The sequence below is a fragment of the Paenibacillus sp. NPDC058174 genome (assembly GCF_042883865.1).
Lineage (GTDB): Bacteria > Bacillota > Bacilli > Paenibacillales > Paenibacillaceae > Pristimantibacillus.
Genome location: NZ_JBHVUY010000001.1, coordinates 258548 through 276033 on the forward strand (window position 1 = coordinate 258548; position 17486 = coordinate 276033).

The window sequence follows — 17486 nt, forward strand, 5'->3', positions numbered from 1 at the left end:
TGATTTAGACGGCCTTTTGCTCCTGCGGCTTCAATTGACGGCGTTTCTCGCTTCGCTGCCATCCGAGACATAATAAGATGGCAATAGCTGCAAGCGAGCCGCCAAACAGAAAGCCGCTGTTAAGGCCCCAGCCTTCATTCAGCCAGCCTGCCAGAAACGGACCTGCGAACATGCCAGCCGCATAAATCGCTTGATAGAGTCCCATCGCAGTCGCTCTGCCGGACAGATCGACATCGCGGATAGCGAGTCCAAGCAGCAGCGGGATATGAAGGCCTTGGGCAAATCCGTTGACGGCTTGCGTCAGTCCCAGCACTAGGAGGGACGGTGAGTAGCCCATCGCGACCGTACAAATTCCGCTGAGCAGGAAGCCAGCGCCGATCGTCGTCCAATTGCCGAATCGGGGAGCGAATGATTTGGCTGTAAACATTGACGCTGCGGCATGCGGAAGCATAAAGGCAAGCACGATGCCGGTGAGCTCCAAACCGCCGGCTCCCAGCATTTTGGCCTTTAACGGTGTAAACCCGAACATTGTAATGAACAGGACGCTGTGCGCAAGGACGGACAGCAGCGACACTTGGAGCAGCGTTTTCGTCCGGATAACGCGGCCGATCATGGCGAACGACATGCCGTTCCCGTTCGGGCGCAGGGCGCTCTCCGGCTCTTTAAGCATCAAGGCCAGCAGCAGCCCGGTCAAGCCCAGAAACGCTCCGATTAGAAAAGGCCATGCATCGCCTAATGCTTCGGCCGACCAGCCGCTGATCATCATGCCGATTAATTGGCCGCCAACGGTCATTACGCTAATGTTGCCCATCGCCTTAGAGGCGTCGCCGGGGGCGAAATAGCTGGCGTACATCACGGTAAAGGCGACCCAAGCGGACGCGCTAATGCCCGCAACGGCCCTGCCGCCAAGCGGAAGCAGCCATGAGCCCGGCACAATAAACAGCAGGCAGCTGATCGTTGCTGCAAGCATGCCCAGTAAGATAAACGGCTTGCGTTTGCCGAGCCGGTCGGAGGCGATGCCGATTGGAAAGCGGATCAGCAGTTGAACGAAGCCGTAGCTGCCAAGCACGATGCCGATGAGCTGAAGCGATAGCCCGCGTGTGCTTAAGTAAGGCGATAAGGTCGGGACATAGGCATACATAGAAATCCAGTACAATAAAGTAATCGAAGTAAACAAAAGCCTTTGCTTTCGAGATGATGCGATCATGAATGTTCCCCTCCACTTCCTACTTTAATGGAGCGGGCCTATGCTGTCACGTCAAATTAAGAGAAGGAATTGGAAACTTCTGCAACGAATTACTCGTATATAGCTATGGTCTGAATGAATTTGCTGTCTATTCTAATGGAAATTGGGGTGCTTTCGGATGGAAGAACAAGTCCAAGTAACAAAAAAGGGATGGAAAAGGGAGCTGCGGGAGTGGACGGTAGCTCTCGGTTTAGCGCTCGTTTTCGCTTTTCTGTTCCAAAACTATGTGTATGCGCAGTCCGAAGTACATAACATCTCCATGCAGAATACGCTCGTCGCCGGACAACGTCTGATCGAAGACAAGTGGTCTTACCATTTCAAGCATCCGCAGCGGGGTGACATCGTCATTATCAAAGGCCCGGAAAGCGAATTGCGGCTCGTAAAAAGAGTGATCGGCATTCCCGGTGACGAAATTGACGTAAGGGACGGCGCGGTTTACCTGAATGGCGAGCTCACGCATGAGCCGTATGTCAAAGGAATGACGACGACCAGCTCCATCCAGTTCCCGTACAAGGTTGAGCCGGGGAAGCTGTTTGTAATGGGCGACAACCGTGAGCATAGCGAAGACAGCCGCTCGCTTGGACCGATTTCTTTTTCCAGTATTGAAGGAAAGGTGGTATATCGTATCTGGCCGATTGATAAATTCGGCAACGTGTATTAAGCGCAAGGTTATTGAAAGGGGATTGTAATGCCGTTTACATTATCGCATCCGTTGTTTGCAGCTCCATTGAAAAAAGTAATTCCGGCGTTTAGCCTGACTGGACTTGTACTGGGCAGCATGGCGCCGGATATGGAATATTTTGTTGCGATGCAGTCTTTCCGCTCGATCGGACATTCCTTGCCTGGATTTATGCTGCTTGGCTTACCGTTATGCATTGCAATTGCTATAGCATATCATCGTGTACTAAAGCCGGCGCTGCCGGCTTTTATGCCGTCGGCCGGGGGAATGGAGCGATTCGCGCGTGAGTATGCAGAACGCCCTTCACCGGCTTATTCGAGTTTTACATACGCGGGCTGGGCGATGTTCGTGTTGTCTGCTTTTATCGGTTACTTGACTCATATTTTTGTCGACAATTGGACGCACCGCTACGGTTATTTTGTGCTGCGCGTTCCTTCCTTGCTGGAGAGAGTAGGTCCGTACGGCGTTTATTATTTGCTGCAGCTGGGTTTGTCGCTGCTGGGAGTTGCTGTTCCTGCACTTTGGTTAATAGTCAAATGGATAAGGTGGTTCATGCGCGATAAGAAACAAGAAGAAGCTGACCACACTCACAGCGCAAAACGTGACAAGCTGTATGCTCCGTTTGTTTTATATGGTGCCGGTATCGGAGCGGCATTGTTTATCTTTAAGCTGGCTTTAGCTCCCGATCCATGGTTTCTCAACATGTGGGTCGTGGCTCCGTTTACTTCCATGTTTTTCGCGTGGTTCTGTATTGCGCTGCTGCAGCTCGCCCGGAAAAACGGCCGTACAGCGTTGACCGCTGCAGGCCTGATACTGCTGCTCGCTATTATTGGAGGAAGCGTCTGGTTTCGACTCATAAACGGTGCAGGCGCTGCAGAATGGATTGTTTTCCACTGGCTGTTATCGCTCTCACTCATACTTTGCAGTGCCGCAGCCAACCCTTTAAACACGAAGTCAAACGGGTAAAAAATATAGTCCGGCTCTGCGTTTAGCTGGATTTAATGATTTTGTAAGAAATGATTTAGCGTCCGTTTATAATTGCCCATTAAGATAAATGATAGTTACATCGAATCAAAAGAAAAGGTTAGGCGTGATTGCCGTTGTCCATCCGTAGAAAGCTGTATTTGTCTTACATGCTTATGACGATTGTCCCCTTTATTGTAGTTGCGGGGATTATGATCGTAACACTGTCTCTAAGCGGCGTGGAGGACCTGAGAGACCTGAAGGAAAATAGTGAGATCGTCTATGTCCAGTCCTTTACCGCCGGGGAGCTGCACAATGCGCTCCAGAACAACCCGGACCGTGTTGATGAGCCTGGTGAATTGGCGAAATGGGATGCAAAGCTCGCGGAGCTAAATTCAGGTTTCGTATTTTTTCGCAATGGCGAGCTCAATGGGGTTTCCTCCTATCTGAAGCAGTTTGTTCCAAAGGAGGATTGGCAAAAATACGCGAATTCGACACCTGACGAAGTGGCGTACAAGCAGTACCGGTTCCGAATCGTCTCCCTAAGCTTTACGTATTCGAACGGTGACGATGGCAGAGCCATGCTCTTGCTGCGTGCAGATCAAGTGCCGATGTACTGGCATCCGATTTTCGGCTTGTCGGCACTCTGCGTTATCGGTCTCACCGGTGTGCTGCTCACTTACTTTGTATCTCGCAGCATTATCCTTCCTATTCAGAATTTGAAGAAAGCGGCTCTGCTGATGAAGGAGGGCGATCTTTCCCAGAAGGTTGATGCAACATCCAAAGGGGAAGTCGGCGATTTAGGGAATGCCTTCGAAGAAATGCGTGTCCGGCTAAAGCATTCTATCGATCAAAGTCTGCAATACGAGGACAATCGTAAAATGCTGCTGTCGCATATCTCGCATGATTTGAAGACACCGATATCCGCCATTAAAGGCTATGTGGAAGGTATTGTCGACGGCATTGCCAACACCGATGAGAAGAGAGAACGCTATATGCGGACGATTTATCGCAAGGCGACCGATATGGACCGTTTGATCGATGAATTGTTTTTGTTCTCGAAGCTCGATATGCAGAAGGTCGCATTTGATTTCAAAGTGATCGATCTGCGCAGCTACTTGCTTTATTTTATGGAAGAACAGCAGTTTGATATGGAGAAGTCGGAGATCGATTTCCGCATTTCCGATTTGACATCCGGCGGTCCTTCGCCCTATGTCGCAGCCGATTCCGAGAAGCTGAGCCGCGCCCTCGGCAATATTTTGAGCAACAGTGTGAAATATATGGGGGAGCTGCATGGTGACGGTGAAGCAAGCGGCAAAACGATAACCGTTCGAATGGAGACAAGAAGCGATCGGGAGGCGGTTATCGTCATCGAAGACAGCGGTCCAGGCATAGAACCCGAAGATTTGCCGTACATTTTTGACGGCTTTTACCGTGCGGAGCAATCGCGGAATTCCGAGACGGGCGGCAGCGGGCTAGGTCTTGCGATCGTGAAGCAAATTATAGAAGGGCATGGCGGCCGAGTTTGGGCGGAAAATGCGCAAGAGGGCGGGTCGCGGTTCTACGTGGCGCTTCCCGTTGCGACTCAAGCCAAGACGGTGATACAAGATGAAGAAAATATTGATTATTGAGGACGAAAAAGCAATTGCAGAGCTGGAGCGCGATTATTTGGAAAGCCACAGCTTTGCCGTCGAAATCGAAGGGAGAGGCGATGTCGGGCTGCAAAAAGCGGTGGAAGGCAGCTATGATCTCATTATTTTGGATTTAATGCTGCCTAAGGTGGACGGCTTCGAAATCTGCCGGCAAATCCGGCAATCTTCCGATATTCCAGTCCTTATGGTAACGGCGAAAAAAGACGACATCGACAAAATTAGAGGACTAGGATTGGGCGCTGACGACTACTTGACGAAGCCGTTTAGCCCAAGCGAGCTTGTCGCCCGGGTCAAGGCTCATCTGTCGCGCTATGAGAGGCTGACCGGAGATAGAGGGGCCGCCGGCAATCAGCTCCATATTCGGGGGCTGTCAATTGACAAGCCTTCAAGACGAGTGACCATTCATGATCAGGAAGCCCAGCTGACTGCGAAGGAGTATGATCTGCTGCTGCTGCTCGCGACCCATCCGAATCGTGTGTTTGATAAAGAAGAATTGTTCGAGCGTGTATGGGGACTGGAATCGGTTGGCGACATCGCGACCGTTACGGTTCATATCCGCAGGCTTCGGGAGAAGATCGAGCATGATCCCTCTAATCCGCAATATATCGAGACGATCTGGGGCGTAGGCTACCGCTTTAAAGTGTAAGTATGAACGAGAGAGAAGGAGTGGAATTCGTTTGAAAAGTATTATTAAGTTTTCGTTGAACAACAAGTTTGCCTTGTGGATTCTAACCGCGATCATTATGTTTGCCGGTTTATATTCCGGCTTGAACATGAAGATGGAGACAATGCCTGATATTACAGTACCGATTGTGAGCGTTACGACGGTCTACCCGGGAGCAGCTCCAGAGGAAATCATGGAGAAGGTCACGAAACCGATCGAGCAGCGTACCCGCAATATGCAGGGCGTAAAAACGGTAAATTCCACTTCGATGGAAAATGCCTCTTCGATCGTAATCGAATATGATTACGGCGTAGATATGGACGCCGCGGCAACTGAGATCAAGGAAGCCGTAGCAGGCTTGAGCCTGCCGGAAGGCGCTCAAAGCCCTAGTGTATCGCGGATCAGTCTGAATGCATTCCCGGTTCTCGCACTCAGTCTCTCCAACGATAAGATGGATCTGGAGCAATTAACGAAGGATGTAGAGCAGAACATCGTGCCTGAACTCGAAGGCATCGAAGGGGTTGCCAGCATTCAAATTTCCGGGCAAAACGTAAAGCAGGCGGAACTGACGTTTAAGCCGGAGCAGCTGGCAAAGTACGGCTTGACGGAAGAAACAGTCAAAGGCATTATTCAAGGCAACGCCGTATCGGTTCCGCTCGGCATCTTTGAATTCGGTTCAACCGAAAAAACAGTGCTTGTAGACGGCAATATCGTAACGGAAGAAGATCTGAAGAACCTGCAAATTCCTTACACGCCCCAAGGAGCTGGCAGCGGAGCAGGAGCTGGGGCAGGTGCAGGCGCTGGTATGGGAGCAGGCGCACCGGCAGGCGGACCTGTCGGCGGAGCACAAGGCGGCGCATTGCCAGAAGGCATGACGCTTGATATTAAGCTTCCGACCGTATCGCTGAGCGAAGTGGCGGATCTTAAAGTTATCGACAAAGCCGATTCGATCTCGCGTACGAATGGCGAGCTGTCTATCGGTATCTCCATCGTCAAATCGGCTGACGCCAACACGGTAGATGTCGTCAACGGCGTGAAGAACAAGATGGCTGACTTGGAAAAAAACAATGACGGATTGAAAGTAATTACTTCCCTGGACCAAGGCAAACCGATTGAAGATTCGGTCCACACGATGATCAGCAAAGCGATTATCGGCGCTATTATCGCCGTATTCATTATTCTGATCTTCCTTCGCAACATTCGTTCGACGATTATCGCTGTCGTATCGATTCCGTTGTCGATTCTGATTGCGCTTCTCGTATTGAGCCGTTTTGACGTTACGCTCAATATTATGACGCTGGGCGCAATGACCGTCGCCATCGGGCGGGTTATCGACGACTCGATCGTCGTTATCGAGAATATATACAGGCGGATGGCGTTGACCGGTGAGAAGCTGAAGGGCAAAGAACTGATTCTGGATGCTACGAAGGAAATGTTCGTACCGATCATGTCATCCACAATCGTTACGATCGCTGTATTCCTGCCGCTCGCGCTCGTCTCTGGCATGATCGGCGAGATCTTCATGCCGTTTGCTCTTACGATTGTATTCGCCCTTCTGGCATCGCTGCTGGTTGCGATTACCGTCGTTCCGATGCTGGCCCATATGATGTTCCGCAACGGAATCAAAGCCGGCAAAGCGCATGAAGAGAAGCCGGGACGACTGGCGGATTGGTACAAGGGTGCGCTCAAATGGTCGCTTAATCATAAATTTATCGCATTTGGCATCGCATTGGTGCTGCTGATCGGCAGCTGCTTCCTTCTTCCGGTTATCGGCATGAGCTTCCTGCCGGGCGACGAAGAGAAGTCGATGGTTGTTACTTACAATCCGGCCCCTGGCGAAACCAAGGAACAAGTTGAGGAAATGTCTCAAAAAGCAGAAGGCCAGTTGCTTCATCGCACCGGACTTGAAATTGTGCAATATTCGGTTGGCGGCGGCAATCCATTCAACCCGGCCGCTTCGAAGCAAGCCTTGTTCAATTTGAAATATGAGGAATCATTTAAAGAGTTTGCTGGCGAGAAAGAACAAGTCATTGACATGCTGCAGAAGCTGGGCGGCAAAGGCGAATGGAAACAGCAGGATTTCATGGGCGGCGGACTTGGCGGCTCTAACGTATCGATGGTTGTCTACGGACCTGATATGAAGTCGCTGCAGCCTGTTGTAGAAGAGCTTCAAAACAAACTGAAAGAAAACAAAAATTTGACGAATGTCGATACGAGCTTGTCCGAGACGTATGAGCAGTACCGTATTGTGGCTGACCAAGAGAAGCTGAGCCAGAATGGTCTGGCTGCAGGTCAAATCGCAATGGCGCTCAGTCCGTCAAGGAGCAATCCGGTTTTGACGAAGATTGAGAAGGATGGTAAAGAATTAAATGTCTACGTGAAAGTAGAGCAGAAGGTTTACAAGGAAAAAGCCGATCTGGAGAACGTCAAGCTTACCTCGCCGCTGGGCAAGGAAGTGGCTTTGAAAGACGTGGCTGTCATTGAGGAAGGGGAATCGCCAAACACGATTACCCGTAAGAACGACCGCATTTATGCGGAAGTGTCTGCTGACATTACGGCATCCAATGTTGGTGCAGTATCCACTGAATTGAAGACGATGATCGACGGAATGAAGCTTCCATCTGGTATGGATATCGAAATGGGCGGCGTAACCGAGCAAATGACGGAATCGTTCACGCAGCTGGGTCTTGCCATGCTGGCTGCCATTGCGATCGTATACTTGGTACTCGTCATTACATTCGGCGGTGCTTTGACACCGTTCGCGATTCTGTTCTCCCTGCCGTTCACGGTTATCGGCGCATTTGTTGGATTGTGGATCGCAGGTGAATCGCTCAGCATTACAGCGATGATCGGAGCGCTGATGCTCATCGGCATCGTTGTCACTAATGCGATCGTACTCGTCGACCGTGTTATTCACAAGGAGCGCGACGGCTTAAGCGTCCGCGAAGCGCTTCTGGAAGCGGGAGGCACGCGATTGCGTCCGATTCTGATGACAGCTATTGCAACTGTCGGCGCATTGCTTCCGCTGGCACTTGGTTTCGAATCCGGCGGTTTGATCTCGAAAGGGATGGCGATCACAGTAATCGGCGGCTTGACAAGTTCGACGCTGCTGACACTGTTCATCGTACCAATCGTTTACGAGTTTCTGCACCGCAAAAGAAAAACGGCTCAATAATCGAGCAGTCAAAAAAGTCGTTCCGCGAACTAGCGGAGCGGCTTTTTTCATGAATTGCTTTTACCTAGTTCCGTATAACAGATTCTCGTAAAGGCTACCCTACCCTATGGAGAGTTTCATTAAACGCCGGAAAGGGTGGCTTGCAGTTGAACAGAATTATAATATCGCTCGTGCTGGCATTAAGTATTATTGCCGGATCGGTTTCCATTTCAAATCAAGCAGCCGCATTAGAACCCGATTATGCCAAATGGGGGAAGCTGGCGGTACAGGAGACCGCATCCAAATACGGTGCGGAGATTGTAGATTACAAGTATGAGGGGCGATACCCAGATAGCTCGGAAGCGGTTGAAGAACGTTTCAAGCTTCGGCTTAGGCGAGGTGCCGAGGAATTTGGAGTCAGAGTTAGTGTACATGTTCATCTCCGAACCAATGCGCCGGGCAAAATTGATTTCGAGAGACTCGACTAAAGTCGGGATTGTAAGCTGCAGCGAAACATTATCTGATCTTGAAACGTACAATCATTCAGAACCATATATCATGCTTCTATGGAAGCAAGGGGGAAAAAACGATGCTGATCACCACTACACCTACTATTGAAGGGCGCCCAATATTGGAATATACCGGAGTTGTTACCGGCGAAGCGATTATGGGCGCTAACGTTGTCCGCGATTTCTTGGCTTCCATTACCGACATTATCGGAGGCCGTTCAGGTGCCTATGAGGGCAAGCTGAAAGAAGCGAGGGACGTTGCGATTGAGGAGATGAAGCAGCAGGCATCCAGGCTTGGAGCTAATGCGGTTGTTGCTATCGACATTGATTATGAGGTTGTTCGCGAAGGCATGCTGATGGTAGCAGTAAGCGGCACGGCTGTCCGTATCTAATCAACAAATTAACGAAAACGGCGAGCGGATTCACTTCTGCATCGCCGTTTTTTAATCCTTATATTTTTCAATTTGTCAAATTATGCAACAAATATAAGAGAGCTTCCGTTATTATAGAGATGGATATACATAGAGGAGAGGGGCTTGATTGTGAAGCAACACTTACGTCGTATAGTTGCACTGATTGTATTAGTTGGAATGATATCCGCTGTTTTTCAGTTAGGCGTTAAAATCAGCGCTGCTGATTTTAACGGCATTTCTGTCAAGGCTAGCGTCGGTTATCAAGGGAATGTGAAGGAAGGCAAGTGGGCGCCTGCCCGTCTAACGTTAACCAATATGACGAAAGCCGACCTAAAGGGCGAAGTCGTTATTACGATAGCTGGCAATTATGGAGGGACAACGGATTATGTCGTACCGGCGGAGCTGCCCCGTGGCAGTGATGTTGAATTGACAATTGCCATTCCCGGTATGACGCTTAATGAGAAAAACAATTTAATCCGTTTTTATAAAGGCTCGTATAAGTCAGGGGAAAAGGTCGGCATCGAGACCGGCAGCTCCTATCTATTAAGCTCATCTATTGTTAATTATTCAATAGGCGTTCTTGCAAGCGATCCGGACACGCTGAACTTCATGCCTTCATTGAATGTGCAAGGCTATAATTTATCCGTTATCCCGCTAAAGGAAGAGCAATTGCCGAATTCATCGATCCTGCTTGATTATTTCGATTTGCTCGTTATCAATGACGTTGCGACTTCTGGCTGGGACGAGCAGCGGGTGAAGGCGATCCAGGATTGGGTGAAAGCAGGAGGAACACTAATGCTGTCAGGCGGTGCAGGTTATAGCAAAACCGCACAGGCTTTCGAATCGATAGCGCCATTAAAGCAAGAAGGAACCTCTTCGCTGACTAAACCGTCTTCACTTAGCAAGGAAAGCGGAAAGGAATGGAAATCGGCAACACCGGTAACCGTATCAACCGGTTCAATTATTGAAGGCAATACGGTTTTGTCTGAGAATGGGATACCGCTTGCTATTACCCGGCCTGTAGGAAGCGGCAGCGTTATATACGTCGCCTTCGACCCTTCGCTTGAGCCGATTGCATCATGGAATGGCAGTGAACTGGTATATGCAAAGCTGCTGAAGGACAGCTTGTCTCCGATTATGCAGGGCAATATGGTTCTGTATTCCAATTCGTATTGGAATGTTCAAAACATAGTCGATAAGTTTCCTTCTATTAATCCGCCTAAATTTGGCTTGTTATTATGGATGTTCGTTTTGTATATGTTAGTTGCGGCGCCAGTGCTCTATTTCCTGCTGAAAAGGCTGGACCGGAGAGAATGGACCTGGTGGCTGGTGCCAACGCTCGCTGTCGTAATGGGCGTGGCGATATTTATCTTTGGAGCTGAGGATAAACGAAGCTTTCTGGCCCATTCTGTATCGATAGTAGAACTGGCTCCTGAAGGAGGAGGCGTTCGATCGGGTGCTTTTGGCGTGTTTTCTCCTAATGGCGGCACCATTAAAGCTCATTTCGACCATGCTGTTCCTCTGCGGCCTTTATCTAACGAAGGCGGCGGACAATTAAATCTCTCGGGCAATACGCAAGTATTGATGAATGATCAGGGGACGACGATGCAATGGAATTCTGTTGCCTATTGGTCAACCCGGAAAGCCTGGTATGATGGTATTGCCTTGGATAAAAGCACAGGAAATTTCGGGCTTGCTTACAGTAGTAATAATGGGACGCAGCAGCTTGAAGTTACGAACAACACCGAGGAAGCCATGCATCATGTTGCATTAATTATTAGCGGCAATCTGATTAATGTAGGTGATTTGGCGCCGAAGGAAGCCAAGTCAGTCTCGATTCCGTCTGTCCCTTCTGCAAATAGCGGGATGTATTATCCATTCTCTTCTGCTTTATTTCCTTATGGCAACGGCAGAGATGACGGCAAATATAACCGGCACCGCGAGCTGATGGATATGTACTGGAATTCCGCTAATCCTGCTTCACAGATGCTTCCGCGTGTTATCGGCTTTAGCGAGGACCATGCACCAATGTTCCAAGTAAACAATGATGCTGTGAGAACGGATAATTTGACCATGTGGGTACAGCAGATCGGTACGCTTATATCGGAAAAGGATGGCCGTGTTACCGTACCGGCTGGCGCTATGCAGCCTGTCGTCACTACACATACGATGCAGCGGCTAGACCAATATGGCGACGGAAATATGAACTTCAGCCCGGGCGAATTGGAATTCGAATTCCATGTGCCGAATGAAAAGGTGAAATACGATCAACTATCATTCTCCATGCTGGCTAATACGACGAATCTTCAGTGGCTGATTTTTAACGCAGCTAGCGGAGATTGGGTACCTGCGGCTGCGGAGATGGATGCAAAAATGTATATCGACCCGTCCAACACGATACGAATGAAGATGGTAGCTGCGACGGATGGGGATGCCCGTCTGCCGATGATTGGGCTGGAAGGAGTGGCAGTACGATAATGACAAATATGACAAATGAAATAGAGCAAGTTATCGAGCCGGCGGAAACGCCGATGATTGAAATAAGAGGCCTGACTAAAAGCTTTGGCACGTTTCAAGCGCTGAAATCGATAGATTTGACAATCGCCAAGGGTACGGTATTTGGCTTTGTCGGTCCCAACGGTGCGGGAAAATCGACAACGATGTCAATCTTGGCGACGTTAATGGCGCCTTCCTCCGGTTATGCGAAGGTGGACGGCTTTGATGTTACTGAATATCCGGCGGAGGTTCGCAAGCGGATCGGCTATATGCCGGATTTCTTCGGCGTTTACGATCAATTTAAAACGTTGGAGTACATGCATTTCTATGGCGCGAGCTATGGAATACCGAAGCAGGAGAGGGAGCAATTAATTCCCCAATTGCTGGAGCTCGTTAATTTGAGCGATAAGAAGGACGCCTATGTGGATACGTTGTCACGGGGGATGAAGCAGCGCTTATGTCTGGCGCGCTGTCTCGTCCATGACCCGGATCTGCTCATTCTTGATGAACCGGCCTCCGGGCTTGATCCGCGGGCGCGGATCGAAATGAGAGAAATTTTGCGGGAATTGAAGGCAATGGGCAAAACGATTATTATCTCCTCGCATATTTTGCCGGAGCTGGCGGAGATGGTTGATGAGATCGGCGTTATCGAGCACGGTCAAATGATCGCCAAGGGCAATGTTGCGGACATTCAAAACCGGATGCGGGTGAAACGGATTTTGTCGGTCCGGCTGCTGAGTCAGGCTGAAGAAGCCGAGCATTGGCTGAGCGAGCAGCCATTCGTTAACCGCGTGCTCCGCGACGAGCGCGGCATTCATGTTCATTATAGCGGCCATGACGAAGAGCAGGCAGAGCTTCTTCAACAGATGATAGGAGCCGGCTATAAGCTCATATCGTTCAGCGAAGGACAAACGAATCTGGAAGATATCTTCTTGGAAATTACGAAAGGAGGCGAAGCGATCTCATGAGAAACGAAGGCATTGCCGGAAAAGGGCTCGGCGGCTGGCGCTCCAGGCTAATCAATCCCGTGCTGGACAAGGAATTCAGACTGCGCATGCGGACGGCCCGTTCCATGTGGACGATGTTCGCCTATTTATTCGCAATCGGCTTGATGGCGCTATGCGCGATTTACTTGACGCAAGAGCTGAGCGGCAGCTCCGCGTCGTTTAATCCGGAGCGCAGCCGGATTCTGTTTTATTTTCTAAGCTTCGCTCAGCTAGGCCTCATTACATTTATGGCTCCCGGGCTTACGGCTGGCGTCATTAGCGGAGAGAGGGAGAAGCAGACGCTTAATCTGCTGCTGACGACGCAGCAGAGCTCGACGACAATTATTTTGAGCAAGCTGGTATCATCACTTGGCTTTATGGTTCTAATCGTCGTCAGCACGATACCGGTATACAGCATGGTCTTCCTGTATGGCGGGATTTCGCCTTCGCAGCTCTTTCAAGTGTTTATCTATTACTTTTTTATGATGATTATGCTAGGCTCGCTAGGTATACTATTCTCGACTCTGTTCAAACGTACGATGATTTCCGTTATCGTGACCTACGGAGTTACGCTGTTCATTTATGTCGGCACGCTGCTTATTTTTTATGTGGCGTTAAGCGTGACGGGCAGTACAGCGAACAGTGCGGTCAATCCCGCAGTCTATAACTGGATCGGCCACATACTGGCTTGGAATCCGGGAGTAGCGCTGTATACCATTCTTGATCCTAATGTATCGCAGGAAATCTATGAGATTTACAACAGGGGGCAGCAAGTTTCACAAAAGCCTGTTCTTCAATTATGGCATGAATTTATGATTATTTACGCCTTGATTTCGGCGGGTGCTCTGTGGCTGAGCATTGCAAAGCTGCGTCCGAGATTGAAGCGGAGAAATAAATAGAACGGCGATTGGTGCGAAATAACGGGGTGTGCCGAAAGGGTGCTCCGTTATTTATGCTTTAGCCGGCGAAATTGGAAGGAGAATCGCCATTTATGGAAGAAAAGCGAAAGTTGATCGAGCTGCTGACGCCCGTGCGCAACCGCTTGACGTTGTTTACCATAAGCCGCTATGTACTGGCCGGCTTGCTGGGCGGCAGCTTTGCAGGCTTGCTTGTGCTGGGGCTCAGCCGCTTGCTTCCGATGCTGCATGCCAAGCTCTGGCTTGTCGTGCTGATATTTATTGGCGTATTCGCAGGAGCTGCGCTTGGCTGCTGGAAGCGTGCCTCAATAAGGGATGCAGCTCGTGTTATGGATAAGGAGCATACCGATGATGCAGTAGCAACAGCGCTTGACGGTCTGGAGCGTTCCGGAGACAGCGAGCCGGTTATCGTCCGTTTGCAGCGGCAAGAAGCGCTGAATGAGGCTGGCCGGTATACGGCGGAATTGAACAGCCGTCTTCCATGGCCTGCCTGGGGAAGCTGGCGGCGATCTGTTCTAGTTACTGGAGCAGTCTGGGTATTAACGGCGCTTCTGCTTTTGTGGCCTAATCCGCTAGATGAGAAAGCGAAGGCGATGGCTGCTGCAGAATTAGGACTAGAGCAAATGGAAAACCAGGTGGAGGAACTTACACAGCAGCTGGATGAAGCCAAGCTGCCGGAAGAAGCGAAGCGGCAGATTGCGGAGACGCTTGAGGAGCTGCGCAGCAAGCTGGAGAAGGCGAATTCAGCGGAGGCGATGAAAGAGCTGGAGGAAGCGATCAAGGAGCTGGAACGAACGGCTGAAGCAGCGCGGCAAACAGCCGAAAGGCTTGATGCCGCTGCTGATGCAATGAACAGCGAGCCCGGGCTTCGCAAGCTGGGGCAAGCGCTGAAGGATCGCGACGCTGCGGGCATGAAGCAGGCGATCGGCGATATGCGCTCAGAGCTGCAGCGGCTCACGCCAGAGCAGAAGGAAGCCATTGCGAAGGCATTGGAGCGGCTGGCTCAAGAACAGCCGAAGGACAGCGCGCTGGCGAATGCGCTGGAGCAGTCTGCGGAGCAGGCACGCGAAGAGGGAGAGGGCAAGCCAGCGGGAGGCGATGCTTTGTCGCAGCTGGAAGAAGCGCTCGGCAGTGAGCTTTCGCAGGCGCAGTTGGAGGCGCTGGCCCGAATGATGGCAGAGCGTCTGGCAGAGAGCGGCCAAGCGGCGCAGCAAGCACAGGGCGGTTCCGGCTCATCCGGGATGCCGGGCGGGGCGTCTGCTGGCGGCGGCTCAGCCGGTTCAGGAGCAAGCGGCGGTTCCAGCAGCGGCTCGGGCTCGTCGGGGCAGTCCGGTGAGCAAGGGCAAGGTGGAGCTGGCGGTAAAGGCAGCGAAGCGGGCTCTGGAGAAGGAAGCGGAGCAGGCGCCGGGTCTGGTCAGGGAAGCGGGAGCGGTTCCGGATCTGGCCAAGGCAGCGGATCAGGTTCAGGATCAGGCAGCGGCGGGGGCGGCACAGGCGGCCTGCACGGCGGCACTGGTCAAGGCGGCCGCGGTTTGATTACGACGCCGCGCGATATGGAAGGCTCAGGCAATGTCCAGCAGGACGGCGGTCCTTCGACTGGCGGACAGACGCAAACGACAGGCGACCCTTCCCCGATGCTGGACGGCATGACCCGTTCGTACGAGGATGTATACAGTGAGTATGCGGCTGAAGCGAAGAAGGCCTTATCCCGTTCGCAGCTTCCGCAAAGCATGCAAAATAAAGTAAAAGACTATTTTGACCAAATACAGCCTAATCGTTGAGGTGAGCTCATGATCGAATCAAAGACGCAAGTGGAAGAAGCGGCGGCGCGCATCGCCGCCTTGAAAGAGGAAATCGGACGGATTATCGTCGGCCAGCAAGAAGTAGTCGAGCAATTGCTCTGGTGTTTGCTGGCGGGCGGTCATGCGCTGCTGGAGGGGATTCCGGGGCTTGGCAAAACGATGCTGATCCGAACGGTCGCCGATACGGTCGACTTGCAATTTTCCCGTATTCAGTTCACGCCGGATTTAATGCCCTCCGATATTACCGGAACGACACTGATTGATTTCGGCGCGCAAGGGGCGGCGGCTCAGCGTTTTCAGCCGGGGCCGATCTTCGGCAATCTGGTGCTGGCCGACGAGATTAACCGAGCGACACCAAAGACGCAAAGCGCGCTGCTGGAAGCGATGCAGGAAGGAACGGTAACGGCAGGCGGTCAGACGCATGCGCTTCCGAAGCCTTTTTTCGTACTGGCTACGCAAAACCCGATCGAGCAAGAGGGAACTTATCCGCTGCCTGAAGCGCAGCTGGACCGTTTCTTATTAAAGATAGGCGTCGATTATCCGACAAGGGATGAACTGAAGCAAATTGTATTGCGCACAACCTCTGCAGAGCAGCCGAAGGCGAGTGTCGTCATGAGCGGAGAGCAGCTAAGGGAATTGCAGCTGTATGCCAAGCATTTGCTCGTTGCTGAGGATGTGCTTGATCTTGCAGTCCGGCTTGTCATGATGACGCATCCGGGAGAAGGCGATTCACCGGAGGATGTGAAGCGGTATGTCCGGTTTGGTGCCGGGCCTCGGGCTGTGCAAGCGATTATCGCCGTCAGCAAAGTGAGAGCGTTGTGCTCTGGCAAGCTGCATGTATCCTGGAATGATATTCGGGCTGTGGCGGTTCCAGCGCTTCGCCATCGTATCGTGTTAGGTTATGAGGCGCAGGCGATGGGCATATCGACTGACCGGATAACCGAGACGATTCTGGCTGCGTTGGAGGCGCAGCGATGAATGAACAGACAGGGCGGTCTCCGATCGATGCGCAGGCAGCAATAAAGCTGCTCTTTCCGGATCTTTCGCTGCTTGCCAGGCTGGATCAAATGAGCGTTGCTGCGGGAAGCCGGGTAAAAGGAACGCTAGCGGGCAAAAGAAGATCGAGCTCGCTCGGCGGCTCCCAGGAATTTGCCGATTACCGGCCTTATGCTCCTGGCGATGACATTCGCCGTCTAGACTGGAACGTCTATGGACGTACGGGCCGCGCGTATATGCGCCAGTACTGGGACGAACAAGAATTAACGGTTCATATGCTGGTTGACGTGTCCCGTTCAATGTCATACGGTGAGGAGTCAGAGCACAACAAGCTTCGGTTTGCGCTGCGGCTGGCAGCTTGCATTGGCTATGCTTCGCTGACCGGCGAGGACCGCGTAACCGCCCGGTTATTCGGCGATAACGGGCTGAATAGGGAGCTGGAGCCCCTTAGAGGGCGAAGCTCTTTGCCGCAGCTGTTTCAATTTTTTGGGAAAGCGATGCCGGGGTCACAGGCAGCGGCACAGCCGGCTGGTACCGGCAGCGATTTCACTGCCCAGCGTCCGGCTGTGCTATCACTGGATGAAGCGCTGGGCGGATTGAGGGGCCGGCCGATGCGGGCCGGCGTCACGTTTTTGATTACCGACGCGATGTATGAGACCGGTATTGAAGAAGCAATATTACGATTAATCGCTGCGGGGCAAAAGGTTGTTTTTGTCCATGTGCTAAGTCCAGAAGAGTTGAATCCTGCACTGAGCGGCGAGCTGAAGCTGATTGACAGCGAGCTCGGTTCCGGCAAGGATGTTGCCATTGCCTACCCGCTGCTCGCCCAGTATAAGCAAGCGGTCGATCAGTACCGCGAAGATTTGAGCCGATTATGCGGGGAACGGGGCGTCCAGTACATGTTCATCTCATCGGCAGATTCGTTAACGGAAGTAATCAACCGGGAACTGCTGCAGCACGGCGTGCTGCGAAGCAAAACTTAACGGAGGATCGGGAGGAGGGGAGACTG

Annotated in this window: 14 protein-coding genes; 13 read left to right on the forward strand and 1 reads right to left on the reverse strand. The window is 51.6% G+C overall.

All coding sequences use genetic code 11. From position 1 onward, the window contains the following. Positions 1-4 precede the first annotated feature (4 nt). Entirely contained in the window at positions 5-1207 is a 1203-nt protein-coding gene (locus ACFVVF_RS01150) for an MFS transporter (protein WP_387804624.1), read from the reverse strand. Between the two features lie 157 nt (positions 1208-1364). Here ACFVVF_RS01150 and lepB point away from each other — a divergent pair, with 157 nt between their 5' ends. From lepB to ACFVVF_RS01215, 13 genes are all read left to right on the forward strand, one after another. Beyond that, the gene (gene lepB / locus ACFVVF_RS01155; protein ID WP_387804626.1) at positions 1365-1907 is read left to right on the forward strand and encodes a signal peptidase I; all 543 of its coding nucleotides are present in this window, start codon (positions 1365-1367) and stop codon (positions 1905-1907) included. Positions 1908-1934: 27 nt separating this feature from the next. Continuing rightward, positions 1935-2891 (forward strand): DUF4184 family protein, encoded by a 957-nt coding sequence (locus ACFVVF_RS01160; protein WP_387804628.1) that lies wholly within the window; start codon positions 1935-1937, stop codon positions 2889-2891. 134 nt (positions 2892-3025) lie between these two features. Then, on the forward strand, positions 3026-4519 hold the full coding sequence (locus tag ACFVVF_RS01165) for a sensor histidine kinase (RefSeq protein ID WP_387804630.1): 1494 nt from the start codon (positions 3026-3028) through the stop codon (positions 4517-4519). After that, positions 4497-5186, forward strand: a complete 690-nt coding sequence (locus tag ACFVVF_RS01170; protein WP_387804632.1) for a response regulator transcription factor — start codon at positions 4497-4499, stop codon at positions 5184-5186. The genes ACFVVF_RS01165 and ACFVVF_RS01170 overlap by 23 nt, the downstream gene beginning before the upstream one ends. Positions 5187-5217: 31 nt before the next feature. Beyond that, positions 5218-8379, forward strand: coding sequence for an efflux RND transporter permease subunit (locus ACFVVF_RS01175; RefSeq protein ID WP_387804634.1), 3162 nt, complete (start codon positions 5218-5220; stop codon positions 8377-8379). Positions 8380-8525: 146 nt separating this feature from the next. Further along, on the forward strand, positions 8526-8846 hold the full coding sequence (locus tag ACFVVF_RS01180; RefSeq protein ID WP_387804635.1) for a DUF3889 domain-containing protein: 321 nt from the start codon (positions 8526-8528) through the stop codon (positions 8844-8846). A gap of 101 nt (positions 8847-8947) precedes the next feature. Then, positions 8948-9259 (forward strand): YbjQ family protein, encoded by a 312-nt coding sequence (locus ACFVVF_RS01185; RefSeq protein WP_387804636.1) that lies wholly within the window; start codon positions 8948-8950, stop codon positions 9257-9259. Between the two features lie 150 nt (positions 9260-9409). Continuing rightward, positions 9410-11758: a DUF7408 domain-containing protein gene (locus ACFVVF_RS01190; protein ID WP_387804638.1), complete on the forward strand. Its 2349-nt coding sequence runs from the start codon at positions 9410-9412 to the stop codon at positions 11756-11758. A gap of 53 nt (positions 11759-11811) precedes the next feature. Beyond that, a complete protein-coding gene (locus ACFVVF_RS01195; protein ID WP_387808716.1) occupies positions 11812-12744 on the forward strand; it encodes an ABC transporter ATP-binding protein in 933 nt (310 codons plus the stop codon). Further along, positions 12741-13661: an ABC transporter permease gene (locus ACFVVF_RS01200; protein ID WP_387804640.1), complete on the forward strand. Its 921-nt coding sequence runs from the start codon at positions 12741-12743 to the stop codon at positions 13659-13661. Before ACFVVF_RS01195 ends, ACFVVF_RS01200 begins: the two co-directional genes overlap by 4 nt. A gap of 92 nt (positions 13662-13753) precedes the next feature. After that, positions 13754-15460 carry a hypothetical protein gene (locus ACFVVF_RS01205; RefSeq protein ID WP_387804642.1) on the forward strand — a complete coding sequence of 569 codons (1707 nt, stop codon included), beginning with the start codon at positions 13754-13756 and terminating at the stop codon, positions 15458-15460. Positions 15461-15469: 9 nt separating this feature from the next. Then, entirely contained in the window at positions 15470-16459 is a 990-nt protein-coding gene (locus ACFVVF_RS01210; protein WP_387804643.1) for an AAA family ATPase, read from the forward strand. Then, the gene (locus ACFVVF_RS01215) at positions 16456-17460 is read left to right on the forward strand and encodes a DUF58 domain-containing protein (protein ID WP_387804645.1); all 1005 of its coding nucleotides are present in this window, start codon (positions 16456-16458) and stop codon (positions 17458-17460) included. Before ACFVVF_RS01210 ends, ACFVVF_RS01215 begins: the two co-directional genes overlap by 4 nt. Positions 17461-17486: the final 26 nt, after the last annotated feature.

Excerpts from the sequence above, each read along its gene's own strand:
- ACFVVF_RS01205 (WP_387804642.1), top strand. The coding sequence starts at position 13,754 with ATGGAAGAAAAGCGAAAGTTGATCGAGCTGCTGACGCCCGTGCGCAAC.
- lepB (WP_387804626.1), top strand. The coding sequence starts at position 1,365 with ATGGAAGAACAAGTCCAAGTAACAAAAAAGGGATGGAAAAGGGAGCTG.
- ACFVVF_RS01185 (WP_387804636.1), top strand. The coding sequence starts at position 8,948 with ATGCTGATCACCACTACACCTACTATTGAAGGGCGCCCAATATTGGAA.
- ACFVVF_RS01210 (WP_387804643.1), top strand. The coding sequence starts at position 15,470 with ATGATCGAATCAAAGACGCAAGTGGAAGAAGCGGCGGCGCGCATCGCC.
- ACFVVF_RS01215 (WP_387804645.1), top strand. The coding sequence starts at position 16,456 with ATGAATGAACAGACAGGGCGGTCTCCGATCGATGCGCAGGCAGCAATA.
- ACFVVF_RS01160 (WP_387804628.1), top strand. The coding sequence starts at position 1,935 with ATGCCGTTTACATTATCGCATCCGTTGTTTGCAGCTCCATTGAAAAAA.
- ACFVVF_RS01195 (WP_387808716.1), top strand. The coding sequence starts at position 11,812 with ATGATTGAAATAAGAGGCCTGACTAAAAGCTTTGGCACGTTTCAAGCG.
- ACFVVF_RS01150 (WP_387804624.1), bottom strand. The coding sequence starts at position 1,207 with ATGATCGCATCATCTCGAAAGCAAAGGCTTTTGTTTACTTCGATTACT.
- ACFVVF_RS01170 (WP_387804632.1), top strand. The coding sequence starts at position 4,497 with ATGAAGAAAATATTGATTATTGAGGACGAAAAAGCAATTGCAGAGCTG.
- ACFVVF_RS01200 (WP_387804640.1), top strand. The coding sequence starts at position 12,741 with ATGAGAAACGAAGGCATTGCCGGAAAAGGGCTCGGCGGCTGGCGCTCC.